Annotated in this window: 21 protein-coding genes; 10 read left to right on the top strand and 11 right to left on the bottom strand. The window is 62.2% G+C overall.

The features are described from left to right. Nucleotides 1-358 precede the first annotated feature (358 nt). On the top strand, nt 359-991 hold the full coding sequence (locus tag AC1IN8_RS20915; RefSeq protein WP_479760488.1) for a LysE family translocator: 633 nt from the start codon (nt 359-361) through the stop codon (nt 989-991). Between the two features lie 87 nt (nt 992-1,078). On the opposite strand, the gene fis is transcribed toward AC1IN8_RS20915, so the two are convergent. Next, entirely contained in the window at nt 1,079-1,375 is a 297-nt protein-coding gene (gene fis, locus AC1IN8_RS20910) for a DNA-binding transcriptional regulator Fis (RefSeq protein ID WP_005309538.1), read from the bottom strand. Nucleotides 1,376-1,400: 25 nt separating this feature from the next. Further along, nucleotides 1,401-2,366, bottom strand: a complete 966-nt coding sequence (gene dusB / locus AC1IN8_RS20905; RefSeq protein WP_111911924.1) for a tRNA dihydrouridine synthase DusB — start codon at nt 2,364-2,366, stop codon at nt 1,401-1,403. A 292-nt stretch (nt 2,367-2,658) separates the two neighbouring features. Here dusB and AC1IN8_RS20900 point away from each other — a divergent pair, with 292 nt between their 5' ends. From AC1IN8_RS20900 to AC1IN8_RS20885, 4 genes are all read left to right on the top strand, one after another. After that, entirely contained in the window at nt 2,659-4,065 is a 1,407-nt protein-coding gene (locus AC1IN8_RS20900; protein ID WP_162519328.1) for a TolC family protein, read from the top strand. Between the two features lie 73 nt (nt 4,066-4,138). Then, nucleotides 4,139-5,143, top strand: coding sequence for an HlyD family secretion protein (locus tag AC1IN8_RS20895; protein ID WP_202046660.1), 1,005 nt, complete (start codon nt 4,139-4,141; stop codon nt 5,141-5,143). After that, nucleotides 5,143-6,285, top strand: coding sequence for an ABC transporter permease (locus AC1IN8_RS20890; RefSeq protein WP_479760485.1), 1,143 nt, complete (start codon nt 5,143-5,145; stop codon nt 6,283-6,285). Before AC1IN8_RS20895 ends, AC1IN8_RS20890 begins: the two co-directional genes overlap by 1 nt. After that, on the top strand, nt 6,282-7,481 hold the full coding sequence (locus AC1IN8_RS20885) for an ABC transporter permease (protein WP_479760483.1): 1,200 nt from the start codon (nt 6,282-6,284) through the stop codon (nt 7,479-7,481). The genes AC1IN8_RS20890 and AC1IN8_RS20885 overlap by 4 nt, the downstream gene beginning before the upstream one ends. A 78-nt stretch (nt 7,482-7,559) precedes the next feature. Here the strand turns inward: AC1IN8_RS20885 and AC1IN8_RS20880 are convergent, their stop codons facing one another. The 3 genes from AC1IN8_RS20880 to AC1IN8_RS20870 form a co-directional block, all read right to left on the bottom strand. Then, nucleotides 7,560-8,195: an SDR family oxidoreductase gene (locus tag AC1IN8_RS20880; RefSeq protein ID WP_479760481.1), complete on the bottom strand. Its 636-nt coding sequence runs from the start codon at nt 8,193-8,195 to the stop codon at nt 7,560-7,562. Between the two features lie 125 nt (nt 8,196-8,320). Further along, nucleotides 8,321-9,175: a DnaA ATPase domain-containing protein gene (locus tag AC1IN8_RS20875; protein ID WP_479760479.1), complete on the bottom strand. Its 855-nt coding sequence runs from the start codon at nt 9,173-9,175 to the stop codon at nt 8,321-8,323. Between the two features lie 66 nt (nt 9,176-9,241). Beyond that, a complete protein-coding gene (locus AC1IN8_RS20870) occupies nt 9,242-9,916 on the bottom strand; it encodes a DnaT-like ssDNA-binding domain-containing protein (protein WP_479760477.1) in 675 nt (224 codons plus the stop codon). A 311-nt stretch (nt 9,917-10,227) separates the two neighbouring features. Here AC1IN8_RS20870 and AC1IN8_RS20865 point away from each other — a divergent pair, with 311 nt between their 5' ends. Continuing rightward, nucleotides 10,228-11,199 (top strand): response regulator, encoded by a 972-nt coding sequence (locus tag AC1IN8_RS20865; protein ID WP_479760475.1) that lies wholly within the window; start codon nt 10,228-10,230, stop codon nt 11,197-11,199. Nucleotides 11,200-11,271: 72 nt separating this feature from the next. Here AC1IN8_RS20865 and AC1IN8_RS20860 read toward each other — a convergent pair whose 3' ends face one another. The 3 genes from AC1IN8_RS20860 to AC1IN8_RS20850 form a co-directional block, all read right to left on the bottom strand. After that, a complete protein-coding gene (locus AC1IN8_RS20860; protein WP_218410867.1) occupies nt 11,272-12,669 on the bottom strand; it encodes a peptide MFS transporter in 1,398 nt (465 codons plus the stop codon). A 213-nt stretch (nt 12,670-12,882) separates the two neighbouring features. Next, on the bottom strand, nt 12,883-13,794 hold the full coding sequence (galU, locus tag AC1IN8_RS20855) for a UTP--glucose-1-phosphate uridylyltransferase GalU (RefSeq protein ID WP_139439632.1): 912 nt from the start codon (nt 13,792-13,794) through the stop codon (nt 12,883-12,885). A 94-nt stretch (nt 13,795-13,888) separates the two neighbouring features. Beyond that, the gene (locus AC1IN8_RS20850; protein ID WP_479760472.1) at nt 13,889-14,209 is read right to left on the bottom strand and encodes a ComEA family DNA-binding protein; all 321 of its coding nucleotides are present in this window, start codon (nt 14,207-14,209) and stop codon (nt 13,889-13,891) included. A 165-nt stretch (nt 14,210-14,374) separates the two neighbouring features. Between AC1IN8_RS20850 and cysQ the strand changes: the two genes are divergently transcribed. Next, nucleotides 14,375-15,130 (top strand): 3'(2'),5'-bisphosphate nucleotidase CysQ, encoded by a 756-nt coding sequence (gene cysQ, locus AC1IN8_RS20845; RefSeq protein ID WP_479760470.1) that lies wholly within the window; start codon nt 14,375-14,377, stop codon nt 15,128-15,130. A 92-nt stretch (nt 15,131-15,222) separates the two neighbouring features. Here the strand turns inward: cysQ and AC1IN8_RS20840 are convergent, their stop codons facing one another. The 3 genes from AC1IN8_RS20840 to AC1IN8_RS20830 form a co-directional block, all read right to left on the bottom strand. Next, nucleotides 15,223-15,519: a YciI family protein gene (locus AC1IN8_RS20840; RefSeq protein ID WP_139439635.1), complete on the bottom strand. Its 297-nt coding sequence runs from the start codon at nt 15,517-15,519 to the stop codon at nt 15,223-15,225. Between the two features lie 24 nt (nt 15,520-15,543). Next, a complete protein-coding gene (locus tag AC1IN8_RS20835; protein ID WP_479760468.1) occupies nt 15,544-16,095 on the bottom strand; it encodes a septation protein A in 552 nt (183 codons plus the stop codon). Nucleotides 16,096-16,224: 129 nt separating this feature from the next. Further along, nucleotides 16,225-17,757: an aminotransferase class V-fold PLP-dependent enzyme gene (locus AC1IN8_RS20830; RefSeq protein WP_479760466.1), complete on the bottom strand. Its 1,533-nt coding sequence runs from the start codon at nt 17,755-17,757 to the stop codon at nt 16,225-16,227. Between the two features lie 234 nt (nt 17,758-17,991). On the opposite strand from AC1IN8_RS20830, the gene trhA reads away from it, so the two are divergent. From trhA to AC1IN8_RS20815, 3 genes are all read left to right on the top strand, one after another. Then, entirely contained in the window at nt 17,992-18,627 is a 636-nt protein-coding gene (gene trhA / locus AC1IN8_RS20825) for a PAQR family membrane homeostasis protein TrhA (protein WP_139439638.1), read from the top strand. A 117-nt stretch (nt 18,628-18,744) separates the two neighbouring features. After that, nucleotides 18,745-20,406 carry a putative transporter gene (locus AC1IN8_RS20820; protein ID WP_139439639.1) on the top strand — a complete coding sequence of 554 codons (1,662 nt, stop codon included), beginning with the start codon at nt 18,745-18,747 and terminating at the stop codon, nt 20,404-20,406. A 222-nt stretch (nt 20,407-20,628) separates the two neighbouring features. After that, nucleotides 20,629-22,318, top strand: a 1,690-nt coding sequence (locus tag AC1IN8_RS20815; protein ID WP_479760464.1) for a retention module-containing protein, incomplete at its 3' end; no start/stop codon positions are given.

Here is a 22,318-nt window from a genome sequence, read left to right as displayed (position 1 = left end):
AAGTGAAACGCGGTAGCGCCGATGGTAGTGTGGCATTCGCCATGCGAGAGTAGGACACTGCCAGGCACCCAATACAAGAAACCCCGCTCAATCGAGCGGGGTTTTTTATTGTCTGACATTCTGTGCTTCAGCACCGATTTGCTGATGGTTCAGAGGATGTCCAGGTCATCTGCCCCGGATAAATGGCCCGTTGTTTACCCACTTGCTTACCTTTCTACCTTTCTACTCTTCTACACTCTCCGCCAATCCTGATTGCCCCTGGCTATGCCTCCTGCCTATGTTCACTATTGCCGTAACGGGGAGTGACAAGGCGGGCTGGATCCATAGACTGTGAGTTTCATCGGCAAGGGAGCTGTGTATGTTGGGGATCCACGATCTGGCGTTGTTTATCGTTTCTGGTCTGCTGTTGAACATGATGCCGGGGCCGGACTCCCTGCTCATCATGCTGCGCAGTGGCTCGCAAGGCTGGCGAGCGGGCTCGGTGGCCGCACTGGGCATAGGAACGGGCACCATGGTGCATGTGCTGGCGGCGGCCCTGGGGCTGTCTGCGCTGCTGAGTGCCTCTGCCGAGCTGTTCGCCGTCATCAAGCTGATGGGGGCGCTCTACCTAGTCTATCTGGGGATTTCCCTGCTCAGGCAAGGTGCAAGCTCATCCGTTGCGAGCGAGCCCGGGGTATCGCTGCCTGCGCTCTCCTATGGGCGCATCTTCCGGCAGGGGTTGCTCACCAATGTGCTCAACCCCAAGGTCGCGCTCTTCTTCCTCGCCTTTGTGCCTCAGTTCATCGCCCCCGATGCGCCGCAGAAGGCGCTGGCGTTTATCGTGCTGGGCTGCATCTTCAACCTCAACGGGATGATCTGGTGCCACCTGCTGGCCTTCTCTACCGCCTATGCGAGTCGCAAGGTGCGCCTGCCTGTCCGGCTGGCACGCTGGCTCAATCGCCTGATGGGGGGGCTGTTCGTGGGGCTCGGCGTCAAGCTGGCCGCGGAGTAAGGCGCTCTCAGGAACGTCGGCCATAGAAAAAGGCGTATCCCATCGCTGGGATACGCCCTTATCTGCACTGCAGCAGGATGACTGGAATCAGTTCATGCCGTAGCGCTTGAGTTTCTTGCGCAGGGTGCCACGGTTGATGCCCATCATCACGGCGGCGCGAGTCTGGTTACCACGGGTGTACTGCATGATCACGTCCAGCATGGGGGCTTCGACTTCGGAGAGAACCATATCGTACAGATCAATCACTTCCTGACCGTTCAACTGGGCCAGGTAGTTACGCAGGGCCTGTTGCACAGAGTCACGCAGGGGGCGCTGGGTCGGCTCGGCAGCGTGATTGTGAGTAGTTGTTACCAATGCATCAGAAGTCAGGGTTTGTTCGAACATATTCGGTCGGCTCTTTAGTTATGCGTTAACCTAATCCATCGAAATACATTTCAAGCGCGTTCAACTGTGCGTCTGCACAATCCAGGGCATTGAAGTGCTTACGGAATTCTCGGCCCGTCTCTTCTTCATCCAGATACCAGCCCACGTGTTTACGGGCAATGCGCGCTCCCAGATATGCACCGTAAAACTGGTGCAGGTTGGTAACATGCTCGTTCATCAGGGTGCGAACCTCTTCCCTGTCGGGAGGCGGCAGCTTGGTGCCCGTCTCAAGAAAATGACGGATTTCCCGGAAAATCCAGGGTCGTCCTTGCGCAGCACGGCCGATCATCACGGCGTCGACGCCGGTATAGTCGAGGACATACCGGGCCTTCTCCGGGCTGTCTATGTCGCCATTGGCGACAACAGGAATCGATACGGCCTGCTTAATCGCCCTGATAGTGTCGTACTCCGCTTCACCCTTGTAGAGGCAGGAGCGGGTACGACCATGCACGGCAAGGGCCGCGATACCGCAATCTTCGGCGATTCGGGCGATCTCCTCGCCATTGCGGTTATCCGGATCCCATCCTGTGCGGATCTTCAAGGTGACAGGTACCTCTACTGCATTCACCACGGCCTGGCAGATGGATCTGACCAGATCGGGTTGGCGCAGCAGGGCGGAGCCTGCCAACTTTTTATTCACTTTTTTTGCCGGACATCCCATGTTGATGTCGACGATCTGAGCGCCCTGCTCCACGTTGTAGCGGGCAGCAAACGCCATCATCTCGGGGTCGGCTCCGGCAATCTGGACCGATCGCAGTCCGGTTTCGGCAGAGTGGCCCATTCTCATCCTGGTTTTCTGGGTATCCCAGACATCCGGGTTGGCCAGCAGCATCTCGGAAACGGCCATGCCTGCTCCCAAACGTAAACAAAGTTCACGAAATGGTCGGTCTGTTACACCGGCCATGGGGGCCACGATCAAGGGAGTTTCAAGCGTGTGGGGACCTATCTGCATTCCACGGTTACCATCGGCTTAGGGCGGCGTATATTACGCATTTTTTAGTCAGGAGAAAAGGTTAGTATTTGAGCGTCAGCCATTTTTTTCTGAAAAAAACGTCGCGCCAAGGCTTGCAAATTCAGGAGTGCTTGAAAATCAGACATATTGTCTGGGACCATGGTCAGGGTCAAATGAGTGAGGGACTCGGTGATTTGGCAGTCTCTTTCCGGCGCCTGTTTACGCTATGATAGCGAGCCTGAATCGAGCAAAGGCTCCACACAATTTTATTACAAACATAAATTGGGGATGTATGACGTCAAGGTTCATCAAATTGCTCTGCCCGGGCCTGCTGGGAGCCATGCTGGGCTCGGCGCAGGCGCAGACCGTCAGCTTCACCGAGGCCTGGAGCCGGGTCATCCAGCAGGATGACGGCCTGGCGGCGGAGCAGGCCGGGGTGGCGCGGGCAGAGCAGTTGCGCGAGGCGGCCAAGGGCATGTACCTGCCCAAGGTGGATGTGGGGGCCAGCTATACCCACCTCGATCAGCCGATGGAGCTGGACATGCTGGATCTGAACCCCATCGCCAATCACCCGGAATTCGGCAAGGTGCTGGGCCCCGTCATGCAGGCGCTCAACCTCAGCCCCAGCGACTTCGTTACCCCCCTCACCAAGCAGAACGTGGTGACCAGCTCGGTCAAGATGCTGTGGCCCCTCTTCACCGGCGGGCGCATCGATGCGGCCCAGGACATCCGCCAGGCGCAGGTGAGCGAGGCGCAGCAGTTGCTGGTACTCAAGCAGCAGTCCACCTTCGAGAGCCTCTCCCAGACTTACTTCGGCGTGGTGCTGGCGGCCCAGGTGGTGCAGACCAAGCAGGAGATCGAGCAGGGGCTGGCCCACCATCTGGATCATGCCAAAAAGCTCGAAGCCCAGGGCCAGATAGCCAAGGTCGAGCGACTCTCCGCCCAGTCGGCCTATGACAGGGCACGCATCGATACCCAGAAGGCGCGGCGCAGCCTGGAGATAGCCCAGCTGGCCCTCGGCCACATGCTCAAGCTCAAGCAGGCGGAGCCCAACACCCGGCTCTTCATCAACGAGGGGATGCCGCAGCTCACCCCCTTCGTGGAGGAGACCCTGGCGGTGCACCCCGGCCTCAAGTTGCTGGCGGCCAAGAAGGAGCAGGCCCAGGGCATGATCAAGCTGGAGAAGGGCAAATACGCCCCCGAGCTCTTCCTGTTTGGCAACTACAACCTCTATGAAGATGACTCCATCGTGTCCAAGACCACGCCGGACTGGCTGGTCGGGGTCGGGGTCAGCATGCCGCTGGTGAGCCGCGACGGCCGCTCCGAGACGGTGCAGGCGGCCAAGAGTGCCGAGCTGCAGGTCAATCTGCTGCAGGCCAAGACCCGCCAGGATCTTGAATTGCTGGTCGAGAAGACCTGGCGTGAGGCGGCGCAGGGGCTGGAGGAGTATCATGCCCTCTCCTCGACCCAGGCCCTGGCGGAGGAGAACGTGCGGCTGCGGGACAAGGCATTCGGCCAGGGACTCTCCACCTCCCTGGATGTGGTGGATGCCCAGAGCCAGCTGGCCGGGGTCAAGACCCAGCGCGCCGCCGCAGCCTACCAATACGTGGTCTCCCTGGCCCGCCTGCTGGCGCTCTCGGGGCAGATGAACAGTTTCAATCAATATCAGCATGGTCAGGCGATAGAGGTGAATTCATGACTTCGACCCAGCAGGTCCATCTGTCCATCACTGTGTCGACCGCCAAGGGTCGCCCTTTTGTCGAGGTGAATTCATGAGTCATCCCCCCATCAAGAAGAAGATGAGCCAGGGCAAGCCTTGGTTGCTGCCACTTGCCCTGGTGCTGCTGGTCATCTGGCTGGGCTGGCGTTTCTGGCTGGCCTATCAGCCGGAGCCGGTGCGCCTGCAGGGCCAGATTGAGGCGCAGCAGTACTCTGTCTCCTCCAAGGTGGCGGGGCGCATCGACGAGGTGCTGGTGAAGAAGGGTGATCAACTGGCCAAGGGTCAGCTGGCGTTCACCCTGGCGAGCCCCGAGATCGAGGCCAAGCTGAGCCAGGCCAAGGCTGGTCAGGCGGCCGCTGGTGCCATGGCGCAGGAGGCCGAGAAGGGGGCGCGGGCCCAGCAGATAGCCGCGGCCAAGGATCAGTGGCAGCAAGCCAAGGCGGCCGCCCTGCTTCGTGGCAAGACCTATGAGCGTATCGCCAGCCTGCATCGGGACGGCGTCATGCCGCTGCAAAAGCGTGACGAGGCCTGGACGGCCTGGCAGGCGGCCAAATACAGCGAAGGCATGGCCTGGCAGCAATATCAGATGACCCTGGAAGGGGCGCGGGAGGAGACCAAGGTCGCGGCGCGGGAGCAGGCCAAGATGGCGGCAGGCGGGGTGGCCGAGGTAGAGGCCTATCTGGCCGATACTCGCATCGCCAGCCCGCACGAGGGGGAAGTCGCCCAGGTGCTGCTGCGCAGCGGTGAGCTGGCGCCCCAGGGCTTCCCTGTGGTGACCCTGCTCGACATGAAGGATGCCTGGGCCCAGTTCCATGTGCGCGAGGATCTGCTGCCCCGTTTCCCGGTCGGCACCGAGTTTGATGCCCGCATCCCGGGCCTTGGCGATCAGACGGTGCGCTTCAAGGTGTCCCATGTGGCCGCGATGGGGGATTTCGCTACCTGGCGAGCCACAGACACCCGTCAGGGGTTCGACATGAAGAGCTTCCAGGTGGAGGCGCGCCCCTTGCAACCGGTTGAGGGGTTGCGGGTTGGCATGAGCGTGCTGGTCGAACTCTGATGGGACGCGAATGGCGGCTGCTGTGGCAAGACCCCTTCAGCCGGGCCCTGACCAGCTGGATCCCGCTGCTGCTGATCGGGCTCTTGTGCTGGATCTTCTCGGCGGGGCTGGCGCGGGATCTCAAGGTGGGTCTGGTGGATCTGGATCGCAGCACCCTCTCCCGCCAGCTCGCATTTTCGCTGGATGGCTCGGCCGGGCTCAAGATAGCGCAGCAGTTTGACACCATAGACGAGGGTGCCAGGGCCCTGCGCGGAGGGGACATCTATGCCTTGGTGGTGATCCCCAACCACCTGGAGCGGGATGCCAGGGAGGGCACCCAGCCCAGGGTGACAGTGTTCAACAACGGCCAGTTCATCCTGATCGCCAAGCTGGTCAACGCGGCCCTGGCCCAGGTGGTGGGCACCCTCAACGGTCAGGTGGGCGTGCTGGAGGCCATGGCCGACGGCAAGGGGCTGCCCGGGGCGCTGGGGCAATCCGTGCCCATCGCGAGCCAGGTGACGGCGCTCTACAACATCAACTCCAGCTACGCCCAGTTTCTGCTGAGTGCCCTGCTGCCCGCGGTGTGGCAGATCCTGGTGGTGCTCTATGGCCTCAATGCCCTGGCCCGCACCGATCGACTCGGCCTGGACTGGACCACCAGAGGGGTCTGGTTCGGCCTCTGGCGCACCCTGCTGCCCCATGTGCTCATCGGGTGGGGGTGGGGGCTGGCGTGGAGCCTGCTGCTGTTCAAGGCGCTGGGTTATCCCATGCAGGGGAGCTGGCTGGTGCTGACGTTGGGTCTGGGGCTGGCCTCGGCTGCCTGTGTCAGCATGGGAGCCTTCTTCTACGGCGTCATCCGGGATCCGGCCCGGGCGCTCTCCCTGGCGGGCGCCTACACGGCGCCTGGGTTCGCCTTCATGGGGGTCACCTTCCCGGTCAGCGCCATGGGGGATGTGGCCCAGTTCTGGCGCAGCCTGCTGCCCATCTCCCACTATGTCGAGCTGCAGATAGGCCAGACCAACTACGGCCAGCCGCTGACGGCGGCTCTGCCCCAGTTCGGCGCCCTGCTGCTGTTCCTGCTGCCGCTGCTGCTGGTCGTGCGGCGCTATCAACCCCAGGCCCATGCTGCCCGCCAGCTGGCCACCAAGGAGCCTGAATCATGATGGGTTTCTGGGATCTGGTGCGTCTCGAGTTGCGCACCCTGCTGGCGGACAGGGCCATCATGCTGACCCTGTTTGGCGGCGTCTTCTTCTACTCCTTCCTCTATCCGCAGCCCTATCTGCATCAGCTGCCTCGCGAAGAGGCTGTGGTGGTGGTCAACGATGACGGCAGCCAGCTCTCCCGTCAGCTGGAGTTCATGGCCGATGCGACGCCCCAGGTGAAACTGGTGGCTCGGGTCGACAGCCTGACACAGGCGCGGGAGTGGATGCTGACCGGCAAGGCGAGCGGCATACTGCACATTCCCCGTCACTTCTACCGGGATCTGATGCTGGGCAAGAGCGTTACCCTGGGTTATGCCGGCGACGCCTCTTACTTTCTGGTCTACGGCACCATAGCCGAGGGGCTGGCCCAGGCCGGAGGCACCCTGGCCGCTCAGGTCAAGGTGGCCCGGCTGCTGAGCCACGGCGAGGCGCTGCCCCAGGCCGCCATGGGCTGGAATGCGGTCGGGCTCAACGTGGTGCCTGTGTTCAACCCGTCCATGGGCTATGTGAACTACGTGGTGCCGGCGGTCTTCGTGCTGATCCTGCATCAGGTGCTGCTGATGGGCACCGGCATTCTGGGGGCGACCCAGAACCAGCGAAGCGGGCGAGGGGAGCACGGCTATTGGCAGCAGGCGCCCGTGCTGGCGTTGCTGCTGGCCCGCACCCTGGTGGTGGGGGGGCTGTTCGTGCTGCCGGTGACCTACTTCTTCGGCTTCTGCTTCGACCACTACGGCATAGCCCGCACCGCAGAGCCGGCTGCCTTGTGGCTGTTCACCCTGCCCTTCCTGCTGGCCACCACCTGGCTCGGGGTGGTGCTGGGGGCTCTGTTTTCCCGTCGCGACCTGCCGACCCAGGTGGTGCTCATCTCCTCGCTGCCGCTGGTCTTCCTCGCCGGCTTCATCTGGCCGCTGGAGCTGATCCCGACCCCCCTCAACTGGCTGGCCCAGTGGGTGCCGAGCACGCCGGCCATAGAGGGATTCCTGCGCCTGAACCAGATGGAGGCCGAGTTCAGCCAGGTGTCGCGCTTCTGGTGGCAACTCTGGGGGCTGGCACTGCTTCATGGCGGCCTCGCCTGTCTGCTGCTGCGCTGGCGTCAGCGGTCGCTGCCGGTTGCCAACCCGGTAGCAAGCGATACGGCCGCCAGCCAGGCGAGATAACGCGGCGGCTAGAGAGTGTGAAACGGTCAGCCCAAGGGCTGACCGTTGTTTTATGCGCTGGCTTGGGTTGTGGGTGGGTCAGGCGCGATGGAGCTCGGGATCGCCGATGGCGTAGATCTGCCCCAGCGCAGCCTCGTCGGCCAGCAGGCGCAGCCCATGGGCGGCCACATCGGCGCGGCGCACCAGTCCGTGCACCTCCTTGCCCTGGCTCAGCTCGGCACGGCCGGTGGCCTCCCCATCCTGCAAGCCGGCCGGCCTAAGGATGGTCCAGTCGAGCGCGCTGGTCTGCAGCCAGCTCTCCGCCAGGCTCTTCAAGCGCACCTCGTGACCAAACGCCGCCCTGGCCCGCTCGGGCAGGTATTGCCAGCTGTCGCCGCAGCCGAGGGAGGTCACCAGCAGCAGGCGGGTGAGCCCGGTCTGCTCCATGGCGTCGATGACGTGGCGGTTGCCCTGATAATCCACTGGTTGCGGCTGACGGAAGCTGCCAAGGGTGGAGACGACCCGGGCACCCGGGCCCGCTTGCGCGCAAGCCTGCTGCACGGCGGCCGAGTCCAGCGCATCCCCTTCGATGGCTTCGACTCCCAGGGCGCGCAGCTCGGCGGCCATCTCCGGGTTACGGACCAGGGCCAGGACCCTGTGACCCTGGCGCAGGGCGTGTTCGGTGAAGGCGCGGCCCAGCCCGCGGCTGGCTCCGAAGATGAGTGTGGTTGGCATTGTGCTGCTCCCTGTGGCGAAAGGGTCAGCCTAAAGGGTTGGCACGGCGCTGTAAATGAGAGTTGTTTTTATTTGAAGCGGGGAAATGCGGCGAGCCCGGGCCAGTGGCCCGGGCTCGCACAGGATCAGCCGTTGTAGTGGCCTATGCTGGGGCGACGACTGGGGCCGCTCAGGTGGATATCCACCGGGTTGAACGCCTTGATCGCCTCGAAGCTGAAGTCGCCGATGGCCTGATGCAGGCTCTGGGGACTGTGGTTGGTGATGATGATGACGCTCTTCGAGAGGTTGCGGCGGCGGCGCAGCAGGTGGCCGAGGAAGCTGGACTGGCTCTCCGCCATCTTGGCGCGGTTGGCCGCCACTTCGTCGATGATCAGCAGATCCACCTCTTCCAGGGCGCGGCGGTACTGGTTGCGCTCCTCCTGATCCTGGATGACGTTGAAGAAGAGTCTGTCCACGACGGAGGCCCACTGCTGGAAGATCACCGATTTCTGATGGCGCTCGATGAGCTCGTGGGCCACGGCGCCCGCCAGGGTGGACTTGCCGGTGCCGTAGTCGCCATAGATGAGCATGCAGCCACCGCCGCTTTTCTCCCAATGCTCGAAGCCGCTGATGAAGTAGCGGGCCGTCTCTATGGGGTATTGCAGCGCGGGGTCGCCGGCATCCATCTTCTCGAAGATCCAGTCCGGGTTGAGGTCGGCCTGGGCGATCAGCTTCTGGATCCGCTCCTGGCGCGCCGCCTTCTGCAGTTCGCGCACCTCGGCATTGGCCTTGGCGTCGTACTCCTTGCGCAGGGTCTCGTAGTCGTACTGGCCGCCGCCGGTCTGGGCCTGCAGGCGACGGATGCGCTCGAGCAGGCCGCCCACATGCTGGCTCAGCTCGGGATCGTGCACGCGATGGTCCTGTTTGGCCTTGGCGATCCTGCGGCGCTTGGCCTCGATCTCCTCCAGCTCCTGGCGCAGCGGGTCGTGCGGTTCTGTCATGGAATACTCCTTCTGCTGGGGCTGGGGTGACAAGGGGTTAATAGTGCCTGCTGCGGGCATCCGGGATCAATCATTGTCCGGCTCCTCGGTCTGGGCCAGCCGCTTGGCGGCCTCGATCATCTCCTGCGCCCGCTTGCTCGGCCCCGAATCGACGGGGGCCGGGGTGACCTGCTGATAACCGGCCACCTCGGTCGGCTGGCGCCGTGTGTATCGCCGGCTCTTGAGGGTCCGGATGAACTTCAGCATCCACTGATGCTGGGAGTCGAACACCTCGGGGCGACCCAGCCAGTAGGCGATGAACTCCCCCAGATCCTCTTCGCTGTAGCTGGCATCGATCACCCCGCACAGGCGGGCGAGGGCGGGCAGCTCTTCATCCGGCCGCCAGTGCAGATGCATCTGGAACGGACGCTCCGGCAGCGGGCTGCGCACCCGCTGGCTCAGCAGGGGCAGCTGGAAGGGGCACTGATGGTAGTGCTCACTGTCCGCCTGTACCTCGACCTGCAACAATTCGGCCTCCATCAGCTCATCGAGCAGCTCGGTGAGCTGGCGGGCATTGACCTGATAGCAGAACCCGCTGGGATTGCCCGGATCGACCACCGCCAGGGCGCGCCCGAGTTCGGGATAGTTGAGCCTGGGCAGCCGATTCTCCAGCACCAGCCGGCGCAGCTGCAGGGTATAGAGGCTGCGTGCCGGGTGGGAGAGTCTGGGATGGGCGAGGGCGCTGTATTCGGCTGGCGTCATGGTCTGCTTCACGATCTGGAGTGGGGGGCATTATCCCTCATGGCGGGGTCGCATACAATTCACTGTGCCCATGGATGGCTGCCTGATGATGCCGTGGTGCCCCTTCATCCCGTGGTGAGTGGGGTGCAGCCCTCCCGTTTGGCAGGGAAGCGGCATAAATTGCTGACAAAATAATCAGTCCATTTCAAATGCTTGGATGGCTGACTGGCCATTTGGAGGGGCTGCCCGGCAATATTGGGTGGCGAGATGCCGCTCCCATGATCTAGGCTTAGTGCTCAAATAACCGTTTGACTAATAAGAGCTTTGTCAAGATGTCAAAAGCCGGACTACGGATCTTGGTGGTGGAGGATGAAGCGGTTTTTCGCCACTCGCTGGTCACTTATCTCGAGCATGATGGGGCCTGTGTCTTTCAGGCCGAAGATGGAATCGAAGGGCTCTCGGCAGCCGCACTCTATCACCCCGATATCGTGTTATGCGATCTGAACATGCCCAACATGGATGGGCATGAGGTGATCGCCTGCCTCGCTGCCCGCTACCCCGAGGTGCCTGTCATCGTCATCTCGGGTCAGGACCAGATGGCCGCCATCGAGCGGGCGTTGCGAGCGGGGGCGAGCGACTTCTTCATCAAGCCGGTGGATGACTATGGCCAGATCCGGCGCAGCATAGATCAGTGCCTGACGAGCAACGCCCACCAGAGCCAGCAACTGGAGCTGATGGAGCACATCGACTTCTTCCGGGCCCACGATCTGGCGTCCAGCCGCCTGCTCTCCTGGCTGGCACCACCTGGCATGCAGGAGTGGGGGCCCTGGCAGGTGACGTTCGCCGGCATGGGCAATCTGTTCATTCCCGACACCTTCAAGCTGGACGACAAGCTGCTGGTGCTGGTGATGGAGCTGCCCATCCTGGGGGTGGATGCCGCCTTCTGCGGCGCCCTGGTGCGCTCCTTGATGAACGGGCCCTATCGCCAATACCAGCAGCAGGAGAGCCAGCTGTTGACCCAGCCCCACAGGTTGCTCGACTACCTCAATCTGCAACTGCTGGAGTCGGGTCTGCGCCACTCCTTTTCCATGGCGGCATTGCTGTTCGATCAGGAAGACGGACTGGTGTTTGCCAATGCGGGCCTCACCTCCCCCCACTGGCTGATGCGCTCGGGGGGATTGCCGCTCGGGCTGATGCGCAGCAGCCGCTATGGGTTGCACAAGCGCAGCTGGCACGAGCCCTTCGAGCTGCAGTTTCGCAGCGACAACGGCAGCGCCCTGAAGATGCAGGTTCGTCATCACTGAGGCCGCGCTTTAGAGCCGAAACAAACAGGGCGCCCAATGGGCGCCCTGTTTGCGTTGTGCAGTCCGGACCGGTTAGACGGTGGCGGATTGCAGCTTCTTGTCGTGCTCGTCAGCCTCTTTGGCGGGGCCTTCGGCGCCGTGCATCCAGTAGACCAGGCGGTTCGCCATGGTCAGCAGGATCAGGGCGCTGATCACGGCGGCCAGGGCGATGCCACCGAAGATGGCGATCGGGCCCGCTTCACCGACGAAGGAGCCGATGAAACCGGCGGCATAGTTGGCCAGGGCGACGAAGCCGAACCAGGCACCCATCATCAGGGACGCCAGGCGCAGCGGTGCCAGCTTGGTGACCATGGAGAGGCCGATGGGGGAGAGGCAGAGCTCGCCCAGGGTGTGGAACAGGTAGGCACCGACCAGCCAGAACATGGAGGTCTTGACCGCCTGATCGCCGCCTTGCTCCAGCACGGCACCGATCATGAAGAGGAAGCCGACGGCCAGGAACAGCAGACCCATGGCGAATTTCACCGGGGAGTTAGGTTCCTTGCTGCCGAGCTTGATCCAGATGGCGGCCACGATCGGGGCGAGCGTGATGATGAAGAAGGGGTTCAGGGACTGGAACCAGGCGGTCGGCACTTCGAAGCTGCCGATCATGCGGTCGGTATATTCCTGTGCATACAGGTTCATCAGACCACCGGCCTGCTCGAAACCGGCCCAGAAGATGATGGTGAACAGACCCAGCACCAGGATGACCTTGATGCGATCCACTTCCTGCTTGGTCAGCGGGGCCTTCTGCTCCTTGGAGCGCTGCTCTGCGGCGCGCTGGGCAGCCGGCACACGGCCGATGTCGCCGAGGAAACGCTGGGCCATAGTGGCTTGCACCACCAGAGAGAGCAGCATGCCGATACCGGCGCTGACGAAGGCAGCTTGCCAGCCGTAGGCGGTGGCGGCGGCACCACAGATCACCCCTGCCAGCAGGGAGCCCAGGTTGATGCCCATGTAGAAGATGGTGAAGGCACCGTCACGACGGTGATCACCTTCCTGATACAGGTCGCCCACCATGGTGGAGATGTTCGGTTTGAACAGACCGTTACCCAGGATCAGCAAGCCAAGGCCCGCGTAGAAGACGGTGTTGACCATGTCCGGAAACATGGCGTGGGGCAGGGCCAGGGTAAACTGACCCGCGGCCATGAAGATGGCACCGATCAGGATGGCGCGGCGTTGACCGAGGAAGGTATCGGCCAGCCAGCCCCCGATGATCGGGGTGATGTAGACCAGACCGGTATAGATGCCGTACAGCTTGAGGGCGTCAGCCTGGGTCCAGCCCATGCCGCCGTTGGCCGTCATGTCGGTCAGATAGAGGACGAGCACGGCACGCATGCCGTAGTAGGAGAATCTCTCCCAGAGTTCGGTACTAAAGAGCAAAAAGAGCCCTTTAGGGTGACCTAAAAAGGTCCCTTTGGACGGGTTATTCATTGGAACTTCCACCTGTGTCTTATATTTTTTTAGAAATTTTATGCAAGGGCTAGGAACAAGCCATATTCCTTATAAAACAAGCAGGATTGAATTACAACGAGAGCTTTTGACGATATTTTATCTATCAATGGTTGAATTTTTGTTTATAAAATGAAAATGGGCATCGAATGATGCCCAGTCTTTTATTCTGTATATTGTGTGAATTTTCAGCAATTACAACTGTTTGACGAACTGCTTGAGCCAGGCGGTAAATTCGCCGTCCAGTTCGCGGTGGCGCACCGCATATTCCACGTTGGCCTTCATGTAACCCAGCTTGCTGCCGCAATCGTGGCTGCGACCCTTCATGAAGTAGGCATTGACCTGCTCCTTCTCCATCAGCATGGCGATGGCATCGGTCAGCTGGATCTCGTCGCCCGCCCCGGCGGGGGTCTTCTCCAGCAAGGGCCAGATGTTGGCGGAGAGCACATAGCGGCCGACCACGGCCAGGTTGGAGGGTGCCTCGTCGCGCGGCGGCTTCTCGACGATGGCCTGCATCGGCAGTGACATGCCGGCGCTCAGGGCCTCGCCCTTGATGTCGGCGATGCCGTATTTGTCCACTTCGCTCTCGGGGACGGCTTCCACCATGATCTGGCTGATCTGGTCCGCCTCGAACATGTGCACCATCTCGGCCAGGTTGTCCTGCTTGAGATCGCTCGCCACCTCGTCGATGAGCACATCAGGCAGCAGCACGGCGAAGGGGTGATCCCCGATCAGCGGGCGGGCGCACAGCACCGCATGGCCCAGGCCCTTGGCCTCGCCCTGGCGCACGTGCATGATGGTGACGTCTTTCGGGCAGATGTGCTGCACCTCTTCCAGCAGCTGACGCTTGACCCGCTTCTCCAGGGTCGCCTCCAGCTCGAAGCTCTTGTCGAAATGGTTCTCGATTGAGTTCTTGCTGGAGTGGGTCACCAGGATGATCTCCTTGATGCCGGCGGCGATGGCCTCGCGCACCACATACTGGATCAGCGGCTTGTCGACCACCGGCAGCATCTCTTTGGGGATGGCCTTGGTGGCGGGCAGCATGCGGGTACCCAGACCGGCAACGGGGAGGACGGCCTTGCGAACAACGAGGGGTGTCTTTTTCATGGAATGAGTCCGAGGATACTAAGTGCGCTCATGATACCCGAAGAAAAATAGGGCAGCCACAGGCTGCCCTCAGGATGACAGGGATTCAAACCGGTTACTTGACGATAATCATGTCCCGGTTCGCATCCAGGGTGGCGGGCCCTATGCCGCTCACCTCCGCCAGCTGATCCACAGTAGTGAACTTGCCCTGCTTCTCGCGGTAATCGACGATGGCTTGCGCCTTCTTCTCGCCAACGCCCTTCAGCGCTGCGAGTTCATCGGCACTGGCGGTATTGAGGTTGATCTTGCCGGCCTCCTTGGTGCTGGTGGCCACGGTGGCCGGCTTGGCAGCTGGCTTGTCGGCGGCCAGCAGAGGCTGGCTCAACAGGGGCAGACAGCCCAGCAGCAGGGCGGCGATCAGAGTCTTTCGGTTCATGGCTTCATGTCCTTATGTTGCGTTAATCGCACATTTATCATTAGTCGTATTGCGCCACTTTTTGTCTGTCAGAACTAGCAAGGAATAACTCAGGCTAATCGGCTATAAGCTGGGTACCTCCTCCTCAGTTACACTGGCTAACCATTTGAGCGAGATGTCTTTTCTATGTTCTTACCCGCCATTTCCGCACTGGAGCCCATCGCCCGCGCCGCCGGTGACGCCATCCTGGCCATCTACCGTCAGCCCTTCGCGGTGGAGTACAAGCAGGACGAGAGTCCGCTCACCGCCGCCGATCAGGGGGCGCACGAGGTGATCGTGCAGGCGCTGGCCCGCTTGACGCCGGATATCCCTGTGCTGTCGGAAGAGTCGGACGCCGAGACGATGCAGGCACGGCGCGGCTGGTCCCGCTACTGGCTGGTGGATCCGCTGGATGGCACCAAGGAGTTCGTCTCCCGCAACGGCGAGTTCACCGTGAACATTGCGTTGATCGAGGAGGGCAGGCCGGTCTGGGGACTGGTCTATGCCCCTGTGCTGGACAAGCTCTGGTATGGCGGCAAGGGGGTCGGGGCCTGGCGTGTTGCCGATGACAAGCATGAAGCCATCCAGACCCGCCCCCATAAGGATGGTGAAGCGTGGTGCGTGGTGGGCAGTCGCAACCACCTGTCGCAGGCCACCCTCGACTATCTGGCACCGTTTGGCGAGATAGAGCTGGTCTCCATGGGCAGCTCCCTCAAGTTCTGCATCATCGCCGAAGGGGGCGCCGAGCTCTATCCGCGCCTCGCCCCTACCTGCGAGTGGGACACGGCGGCGGCGCAGGCGGTGCTGGAAGGAGCGGGTGGGTCCGTGACCCAGCTCGATGGCTCAGCGCTTGCCTACAACAAGCCGGATATCCTCAACCCCTGGTTTGTGGCGCGGGCCTGATTGCCGCTGCCAGGGCGTGCAGATGTAAAAAGGCCGGACAGTGTCCGGCCTTTTGCATTCTCGCGCTCAACATGATGCGAACCGGGCCCGGTTCAGAACACCTTCTTGAACGGCTTGATGGTCACCCTGGCATAGACGCCAGCCGCCACATAAGGGTCGGCATCGGCCCAGGCCTTGGCGTCGGCCTGGCTGGAGAATTCGGCGATGACTGTGCTGCCGGTGAAGCCCGCATCGGCCGGGTCCTCGGCATCTATGGCCGGATTGGGGCCGGCCGTCAGCAGGCGCCCCTCATCCTGCAGCGCCTGCAGACGGGCGAGGTGGGCAGGGCGAGCCAGCTTGCGCTGGGGCAGGCTGCCGGCGACATCTTCGGAGTAGATGAGATACCACATGAGAGGGTCCTTTTCTGATTGCGGTTATTTTTTCTGTTCTGCTTTTTGCTCGGCCGGCATGTGGCGATAGAGGTAGACGCCGCTCAGCAGGGTGAACACCAGCGTCATGCCCAGCAGGCCGAAGACCTTGAAGTTGACCCACATCTCCTGGGAGAGGTTGAAGGCCACGTAGAGGTTGAGCAGGCCGCAGAGGGCGAAGAAGCCGACCCAGCCGAGGTTGACCTTGTCCCAGACGCGGTCGGGGGCTTGCAGCTCCTTGGCCAGCATCTGCTTGATGAGATTCTTGCCAAAGCCGTAGCGGCTGATGAGCAGGACCAGGGCAAAGAGTGCATTGATGACGGTCACCTTCCACTTGATGAAGGTGTCGTCGTGGAAGAAGACGGTGAGGCCGCCGAAGAAACCGACCAGCAGGAAGGTAAACAACTGCATCTTCTCGACCTTGCGATACCGCACCCAGCTGTAGAGCAGCTGGAGACCGGTGACGACCACCAGGGCGCCGGTGGCGGTGTAGATGTCGTAGAACTTGTAGACCGCGAAGAAGACGATCAGGGGAATGAATTCAATAAACTGCTTCATGCTGGGCTCTAACCTCAAAATTTCACTCAGTGTACCTGCCCGTTAGGCAACGGCAAATGAATAAGACCGTTCATTTAATATGCAGTTCCCCGCTGCGGGGTCGCCACCCTAAGGATGGCACTGGCTGTCCTATGCCACAGATCCTGGTTGTTCTGCCTGGTCGAACAGCTGGCTGGCAACGAGGCTGCCGAGCCGCAGCTGGTCATCCAGCAAGCCGCGGATATGGCGCTCCTCGATGAGGGGATTGAGCAGGACGGCGCGCAGCAGGGTGAGCGGCTGTGCGCCGTAGCGGCTCACCGCCCGCTGGGTGCGGGAGACGAAGCTGTGCCCCTCGGCACGCTGGGCCTTTTGCAACGCCACGTTGAAGGCGTTGATCTGCTCGTTGGCCGCCTCGTCCAGGGCCTTGCCCTGCAGGTGAGGCGGAATGCAGCGATAGGAGAGCAGGTTCATCACGGGGGCCGACATCAGCTCGAAGGCGGGGTGGGCATCGATGAGCTCAGCCATCCGCCGCGCCCTGTCGTAATTGGCGTCGATAAGCTGGGCATAGCCCTGCTGGCCCAGCAGCTGGAAGGCGGCATCCAGATAGAGCGCGTTGGCGGGACGGGTACCCTCCAGGGTGAAGCGGCCCTGATCGAAGGAGCTGGCGCGAATGGCGTAGGGGGCCTCCCGCTTCACCGTCATCATCAGATCCGGCTGGCGGCAGAGCAGCATGCCGGTACCGAGCGGCACCAGTAGCTGCTTGTGGCCGTCCAGGGTCACGGTATCGGCCTGCGCTATGCCATCCAGCAAGCCCTGATAGCGGGGGGAAAACAGGGTAGGGCCGCCCCAGGCGGCATCCACGTGAAAGTGGATCTGCTCGCGCCTGGCGATGGCGGCGAGCTCGGGCAGGGGATCGATGGAGCCGAAGTCCGTGCTGCCGGCGACCCCCACCAGGGCCAGCACCTTGAGCTTTTGCTCCCGGCATCGAACCAGCGCCTCCTCGAGGGCCGAGAGGCAGAGCCGGTTGTCGGCATCCGTCTCGAGACGCCAGACGCGGCAAGCCCCTAGCCCCAGCAGATCCATCCCCTTGTCGAAGGAGTAGTGCATCAGCCGGGATCCCAGGATCACGGCGCCACGGTAGCCCTGCTCGTAGAGGGAAAACAGATCGTCGCCACAGGCCCGGTTGCGGGCCAGCCAGAGGGCGGTGACGTTGGCTATGGTGCCACCGCTGGTCATGACCCCGAGGGCGGCATCCTTGGCATGCATCTGCGCCGCGTAAAAGCCGTCGTTTTCCTGATAGACGAGGCGGTGCAGCTTGGCCAGCACCTCCCGCTCCAGGAAGCTGAGCAGGCGGGAGGACTCCATCTTCATCGGATTCTGGTTGAGCATCACCAGCAGCCGGGAGAGCTCGGCGGTGAAGGCCGGCAGGGGCGCCGTCATGTGTCCCATGTAGTGGGGCGAGGTGAGATGGGAGGCACCGGGTACTAGGGCGGCGAGACGCGTGAGGTACTCTGTCGTGCTTATGCCGCTGGCGGGCATGGACGACTGATCGAGCTGATGGACGAAACTGTCGCGCTGATAGGGGGCCTGACTGTCATCCGAGTGATGGAAGGTCTCCAGCAGGGCCGTCATGGCCTGGCCGAAGTCAGGATCCGGTTGTGTAAACAGTTCAGTCAGCTTCATCAGGTTCTCCAGACCAGCCTGTCGGGCAGAAAGTACCGGGCGCGCGCCGTGCCGGACAGACACGGCCATCTGCGCGGGTGGCGTCGGCCGCAGAGCATACACCAAAGGGGCGGGGGGAACAGCCACCTCCTGACGGCGGGACTCCTCCTGGCCTGCCCCCTTTTATTTTGAGCTAACACTTGTAGCCTGAAACGTCGACCGCTAGAGTGGATCGGGTTTTGGCTGGAGGTGGTGATGACGGATGTGACGGGGTATTCCCCACGGGAAGAGTGGGCCAATCGTCTCAGCCACGGGCTGGGGTTGCTGCTGGGGATCATCGGCCTGATCCTGCTGCTGCACAAGGGCTGGGATCAGGGTCCCCAGGCCTTGCTGAGCTACGCCCTCTACGGCACCAGCCTGGTGCTGCTCTATCTCGCCTCGACCCTCTACCACAGCATGGGATCGGCGGTGGCCAGACGCCGGTGCAAGCTGCTTGACCACTGCGCCATCTATCTGCTGATCGCCGGCACCTACACCCCCTTCCTGCTGGTGGCGCTCGATACCCCGCTGGCGCGGGGCTTGATGGTGGTGATCTGGGGGCTGGCCCTGGCCGGGGTGGTATTCAAGCTCCTGTTCATCAACCGTTTCAAGCGTCTGTCACTGTTCACCTATCTGATGCTGGGTTGGCTGTCCCTGGTGGTCGTCTATCAGCTTTATCTCCATCTGGATGGCACCGGGCTCCTGCTGCTGGGGCTTGGCGGGCTTATCTACAGCCTGGGCACCCTCTTCTACATGGCCAGGCAGATCCCCTACAACCACGCCATCTGGCATCTGTTCGTGCTGGGCGGGAGCCTCTGTCACTTTGTGGCCATCTATGGCTATGTCGCCTGATTAACCCTTAATTGGTATTTTTGCGCCCATGAAAGCCTGAATTCGTGCGGCATCCCACAGTTGCCCCCTTCGTTTGCTGACAAGCTAGGGTCAGTTCAGCTTGGAAAGGATGCAAAAATGAGTGAGATCGCGCTTTCCATCAGCATGTTGTCGCTGGTGGCGGTGCTGGGACTCTGGCTGGGAAACTGGCGAGTCTATGGCGTTGGTTTGGGGATTGGCGGTGTGCTGTTCGGCGGCATAATAGTGGGGCATTTTGCCGGGCTCTCCGGCCTGAAGCTGGATGAGCAAACACTTCATTTCATTCAAGAATTTGGTCTGATCCTGTTCGTCTACACCATAGGCATCCAGGTCGGGCCCGGCTTCTTCTCTTCCCTGCGCAGCTCGGGGCTCAAGCTCAATGGCTTCGCCGCCCTGCTGGTGCTGCTCGGTTGCGTGGTGGCCGCGGCGCTGCATCAGTTGTTCGACGTGCCGCTGCCGGTGATCCTAGGGGTCTTCTCCGGTGCCGTGACCAACACACCTTCGCTGGGGGCGGGTCAGCAGATCCTGGCGGAGCTTGGGGCGGATCCGGGCTCCACCGGCCTGATGGGGATGGGCTATGCGGTGGCCTACCCGTTCGGAATCTGCGGGATCCTGCTCACCATGTGGCTCATTCGCATGTTCTTTCACGTCAAGATTGACGAAGAAGCCGCCGCGTTCGAGCAACAGGCGGGCAAGACCAAGGAGAGCCTGCAGACCATCAATATCGCGGTGCGCAACCCCAACATGCACGGCCTGATGCTTCGCGAGATCCCGAGCCTGGACGAGGCCGATGTCATCTGCTCCCGCCTCAAGCGCGGTGACGAACTGATGGTGCCCAAGCCCGACTCGCGCATCGAGCTCGGCGATCTGCTGCACCTGGTGGGGGAGCGCCACGCCCTGCACAAGGTGCTGCTGGTGCTCGGGGAGGAGGTGGATACCTCCCTCTCCACCCGGGGAACGGATCTGCGGGTCGAGCGGGTGGTGGTCACCAACGAGCAGGTGCTCGGCAAACGGATCCGGGATCTCGACATCAAGCAGAAATACGATGTGGTCATCTCGCGTCTGAACCGGGCCGGCATCGAGCTGGTTCCGACCAGCCAGACCAGCCTGCAGTTTGGCGACATCCTGAACCTGGTGGGGCGGCTAGATGCCATCGAGGCCGTGACCAGCGTGGTCGGCAACGTCCAGCAGAAACTGCAGCAGGTGCAGATGCTGCCGGTCTTCATCGGCATTGGATTGGGGGTATTGCTCGGCTCCATTCCCTTCTACCTGCCGGGCTTCCCGGCGGCCCTCAAACTGGGTCTGGCGGGTGGCCCCCTGGTGGTGGCCCTCATCCTGTCGCGCATCGGCAGCATCGGCAAGCTCTACTGGTTCATGCCGCCGAGCGCCAACCTGGCGCTGCGGGAGATAGGCATAGTGCTGTTCCTGGCGGTGGTGGGGTTCAAGTCAGGGGCCGGCTTCATCGACACCCTGATCAACGGGGATGGTCCCGCCTGGATGATGTATGGCGTGGCCATCACCCTGATCCCGCTGCTGGTGGTCGGGGTGCTGGCGCGCCACTATGGCAAGGTCAATTACCTCACCCTGTGCGGTCTGCTGGCCGGCTCCATGACGGATCCTCCCGCCCTGGCCTTCGCCAACGGCATGCACCCCACCAGTGGCGCCAGCGCCCTGTCATACGCGACCGTCTACCCCCTGGTGATGTTCCTGCGGATCATCTCTCCCCAACTGCTGGCCATCCTGCTCTGGGCCGGAGCCTGAGTCGACGTGAAATGGGAGCCAATAAGGCTCCCATCTTGATGCTGCCATTTTTGATGATATTGATTTAACTAATTTTATTACCCTTCAAACACCCTTCGTTTTCGGCGCGAATCCAAGCCTCATTTCGGTCTGTTCGTTCGATTTTTCTCACTGGTATCTGGTCGGACTAACGGGCACATTGGAGGCTGGAAATCTATGCCCATTGATATTTCAGGAGAAACCATGAGCAGCAAGAGCATCGTACTGGATCAGGATGTCGTCGTTACCCAATTGCAAGGCAAAGTCTATCTGGTTGCCGCTGACGGGAGCCAGACGCTTCTTTCTGAAGGCGATGTGCTGCCCAGGGATGCCGTATTGCTTGCTCCTGAGGGGGCCAGCTTCCAGGGGGGGGAGACCACCTTCACCCTGAGCCCGAGCAACACTCCCGACTCTGAAGAGCCCCAGCTGGCACGGCAGGGGGATGTACCTGACGACATCGCCGCCCTGCAGCAGGCGATTCTGGCGGGGACTGATCCTACCCAGGCATTTGAGGCGTCGGCGGCGGGCGGGGCACCCGCTGCGGGCAACGTGGGCGGCGTTGCGGGTGCCAGCGGCAACGGCGGCTTCATCACCATCGACAGAACCGGTGATGCCACCATCTCTACCGCCGGCTTTGATTCCGCCAATCCGGACGATCCCGCTCCGCTGGCCGAAGCGCAGGATGACGAGGATGAGCTCCTCGATCTCACCGCGCCCACCATCACGGTATCTGCGCCGGACAACGTCAACGACAGCACCCCGACCCTCACCGGAACCACGGATGCCGCTCCCGGCAGCACTGTGACCCTGGTGGTGACCGACGTCAACGGCAACCAGCAGACCCTGATCACCACCGTCAATCCGGATGGCAGCTTCAGCGTGGATGTGGAGACCCCTCTGCCGGACGGCGGCTATGACGTGACCGCCAGCGTGACCGATCCGGCTGGCAATACCGGCACCGCCACCGACGATGGCAGCGTCGACACCACGGCGCCTTCCGTCACTGTGACTGCGCCGGACAACACCAACGACAGCACCCCGACCATCACGGGCACCACAAATGCCGCCCCTGGCAGCACAGTCACCCTGGTGGTGACCGACGTCAATGGCAACCAACAGACGCTGACGGCCACAGTTCAGCCGGATGGGACTTACAGCTCGAATGTGGTTACGCCATTGCCGGATGGCGGTTACGAGGTGACTGCCAGCGTGACCGATCCTGCCGGCAACACGGGCACAGCCGCCGATGATGGCAGCGTGGACACCACGGCCAACATCACGGTGAGCCTGGATGACGTGAACGGTGCCAATGTGGCCGACGCGCCCATCAGCGGCACCTCCGATGTCGGTGCCAACCGCACCGTGACCCTGGTGATCACCGATGCCAACGGCGACAAGGTGACCGTCACCGCGGTCACCGATACCGACGGCAACTACCGCACCACCGCAGACCTGAGCGGGTTGGCGGATGGCAACCTGACCGTCGTGGCCAGCGTCACCGACGCGGCGGGCAACCCTGCCAGCGCCACCGACGACACCAGCTTGCTGGACACCCAGGCGCCGGACGCTCGTATCACCCTAGATGCCGACATCACGCCTGATGATGTGATCAACGCCGCCGAAGCGGGTCAGCAGATCCCGGTGAGCGGCACCGTGACCGGCGAGTTCAACGAAGGTGACACCGTCACCCTGACCGTCAACAACACCGACTACACCGGCAAGGTGGACGCCGATGGCCGCTTCACCATCCTGGTGGCGGGCAGCGACCTGGCGGCCGATGGCGACAAGACCATCGACGCCAAGGTCACCACCACCGACGCGGCTGGCAACAGCACCACAGTGACCGATACCGAGGGCTACAGCGTCGACACCCAGGGCCCGAGCGTGCTGGTCA

Source organism: Aeromonas sp. 130281, from assembly GCF_056642115.1.
Note: the sequence above shows the minus strand (reverse complement) of the source record. Positions and strands in the feature narration are given on the sequence as shown.

What these genes read in the sequence shown, in the direction of transcription:
- AC1IN8_RS20870 (WP_479760477.1), bottom strand. Translation starts at nt 9,916, where the DNA reads ATGACGCCAGCCGAATACAGCGCCCTCGCCCATCCCAGACTCTCCCAC.
- AC1IN8_RS20880 (WP_479760481.1), bottom strand. Translation starts at nt 8,195, where the DNA reads ATGCCAACCACACTCATCTTCGGAGCCAGCCGCGGGCTGGGCCGCGCC.
- AC1IN8_RS20900 (WP_162519328.1), top strand. Translation starts at nt 2,659, where the DNA reads ATGACGTCAAGGTTCATCAAATTGCTCTGCCCGGGCCTGCTGGGAGCC.
- AC1IN8_RS20895 (WP_202046660.1), top strand. Translation starts at nt 4,139, where the DNA reads ATGAGTCATCCCCCCATCAAGAAGAAGATGAGCCAGGGCAAGCCTTGG.
- trhA (WP_139439638.1), top strand. Translation starts at nt 17,992, where the DNA reads ATGACGGATGTGACGGGGTATTCCCCACGGGAAGAGTGGGCCAATCGT.
- dusB (WP_111911924.1), bottom strand. Translation starts at nt 2,366, where the DNA reads ATGCAGATAGGTCCCCACACGCTTGAAACTCCCTTGATCGTGGCCCCC.
- AC1IN8_RS20860 (WP_218410867.1), bottom strand. Translation starts at nt 12,669, where the DNA reads ATGAATAACCCGTCCAAAGGGACCTTTTTAGGTCACCCTAAAGGGCTC.
- AC1IN8_RS20865 (WP_479760475.1), top strand. Translation starts at nt 10,228, where the DNA reads ATGTCAAAAGCCGGACTACGGATCTTGGTGGTGGAGGATGAAGCGGTT.
- AC1IN8_RS20840 (WP_139439635.1), bottom strand. Translation starts at nt 15,519, where the DNA reads ATGTGGTATCTCATCTACTCCGAAGATGTCGCCGGCAGCCTGCCCCAG.
- AC1IN8_RS20915 (WP_479760488.1), top strand. Translation starts at nt 359, where the DNA reads ATGTTGGGGATCCACGATCTGGCGTTGTTTATCGTTTCTGGTCTGCTG.
- AC1IN8_RS20875 (WP_479760479.1), bottom strand. Translation starts at nt 9,175, where the DNA reads ATGACAGAACCGCACGACCCGCTGCGCCAGGAGCTGGAGGAGATCGAG.
- AC1IN8_RS20850 (WP_479760472.1), bottom strand. Translation starts at nt 14,209, where the DNA reads ATGAACCGAAAGACTCTGATCGCCGCCCTGCTGCTGGGCTGTCTGCCC.
- AC1IN8_RS20820 (WP_139439639.1), top strand. Translation starts at nt 18,745, where the DNA reads ATGAGTGAGATCGCGCTTTCCATCAGCATGTTGTCGCTGGTGGCGGTG.
- fis (WP_005309538.1), bottom strand. Translation starts at nt 1,375, where the DNA reads ATGTTCGAACAAACCCTGACTTCTGATGCATTGGTAACAACTACTCAC.
- AC1IN8_RS20830 (WP_479760466.1), bottom strand. Translation starts at nt 17,757, where the DNA reads ATGAAGCTGACTGAACTGTTTACACAACCGGATCCTGACTTCGGCCAG.
- cysQ (WP_479760470.1), top strand. Translation starts at nt 14,375, where the DNA reads ATGTTCTTACCCGCCATTTCCGCACTGGAGCCCATCGCCCGCGCCGCC.
- AC1IN8_RS20890 (WP_479760485.1), top strand. Translation starts at nt 5,143, where the DNA reads ATGGGACGCGAATGGCGGCTGCTGTGGCAAGACCCCTTCAGCCGGGCC.
- AC1IN8_RS20885 (WP_479760483.1), top strand. Translation starts at nt 6,282, where the DNA reads ATGATGGGTTTCTGGGATCTGGTGCGTCTCGAGTTGCGCACCCTGCTG.
- AC1IN8_RS20835 (WP_479760468.1), bottom strand. Translation starts at nt 16,095, where the DNA reads ATGAAGCAGTTTATTGAATTCATTCCCCTGATCGTCTTCTTCGCGGTC.
- galU (WP_139439632.1), bottom strand. Translation starts at nt 13,794, where the DNA reads ATGAAAAAGACACCCCTCGTTGTTCGCAAGGCCGTCCTCCCCGTTGCC.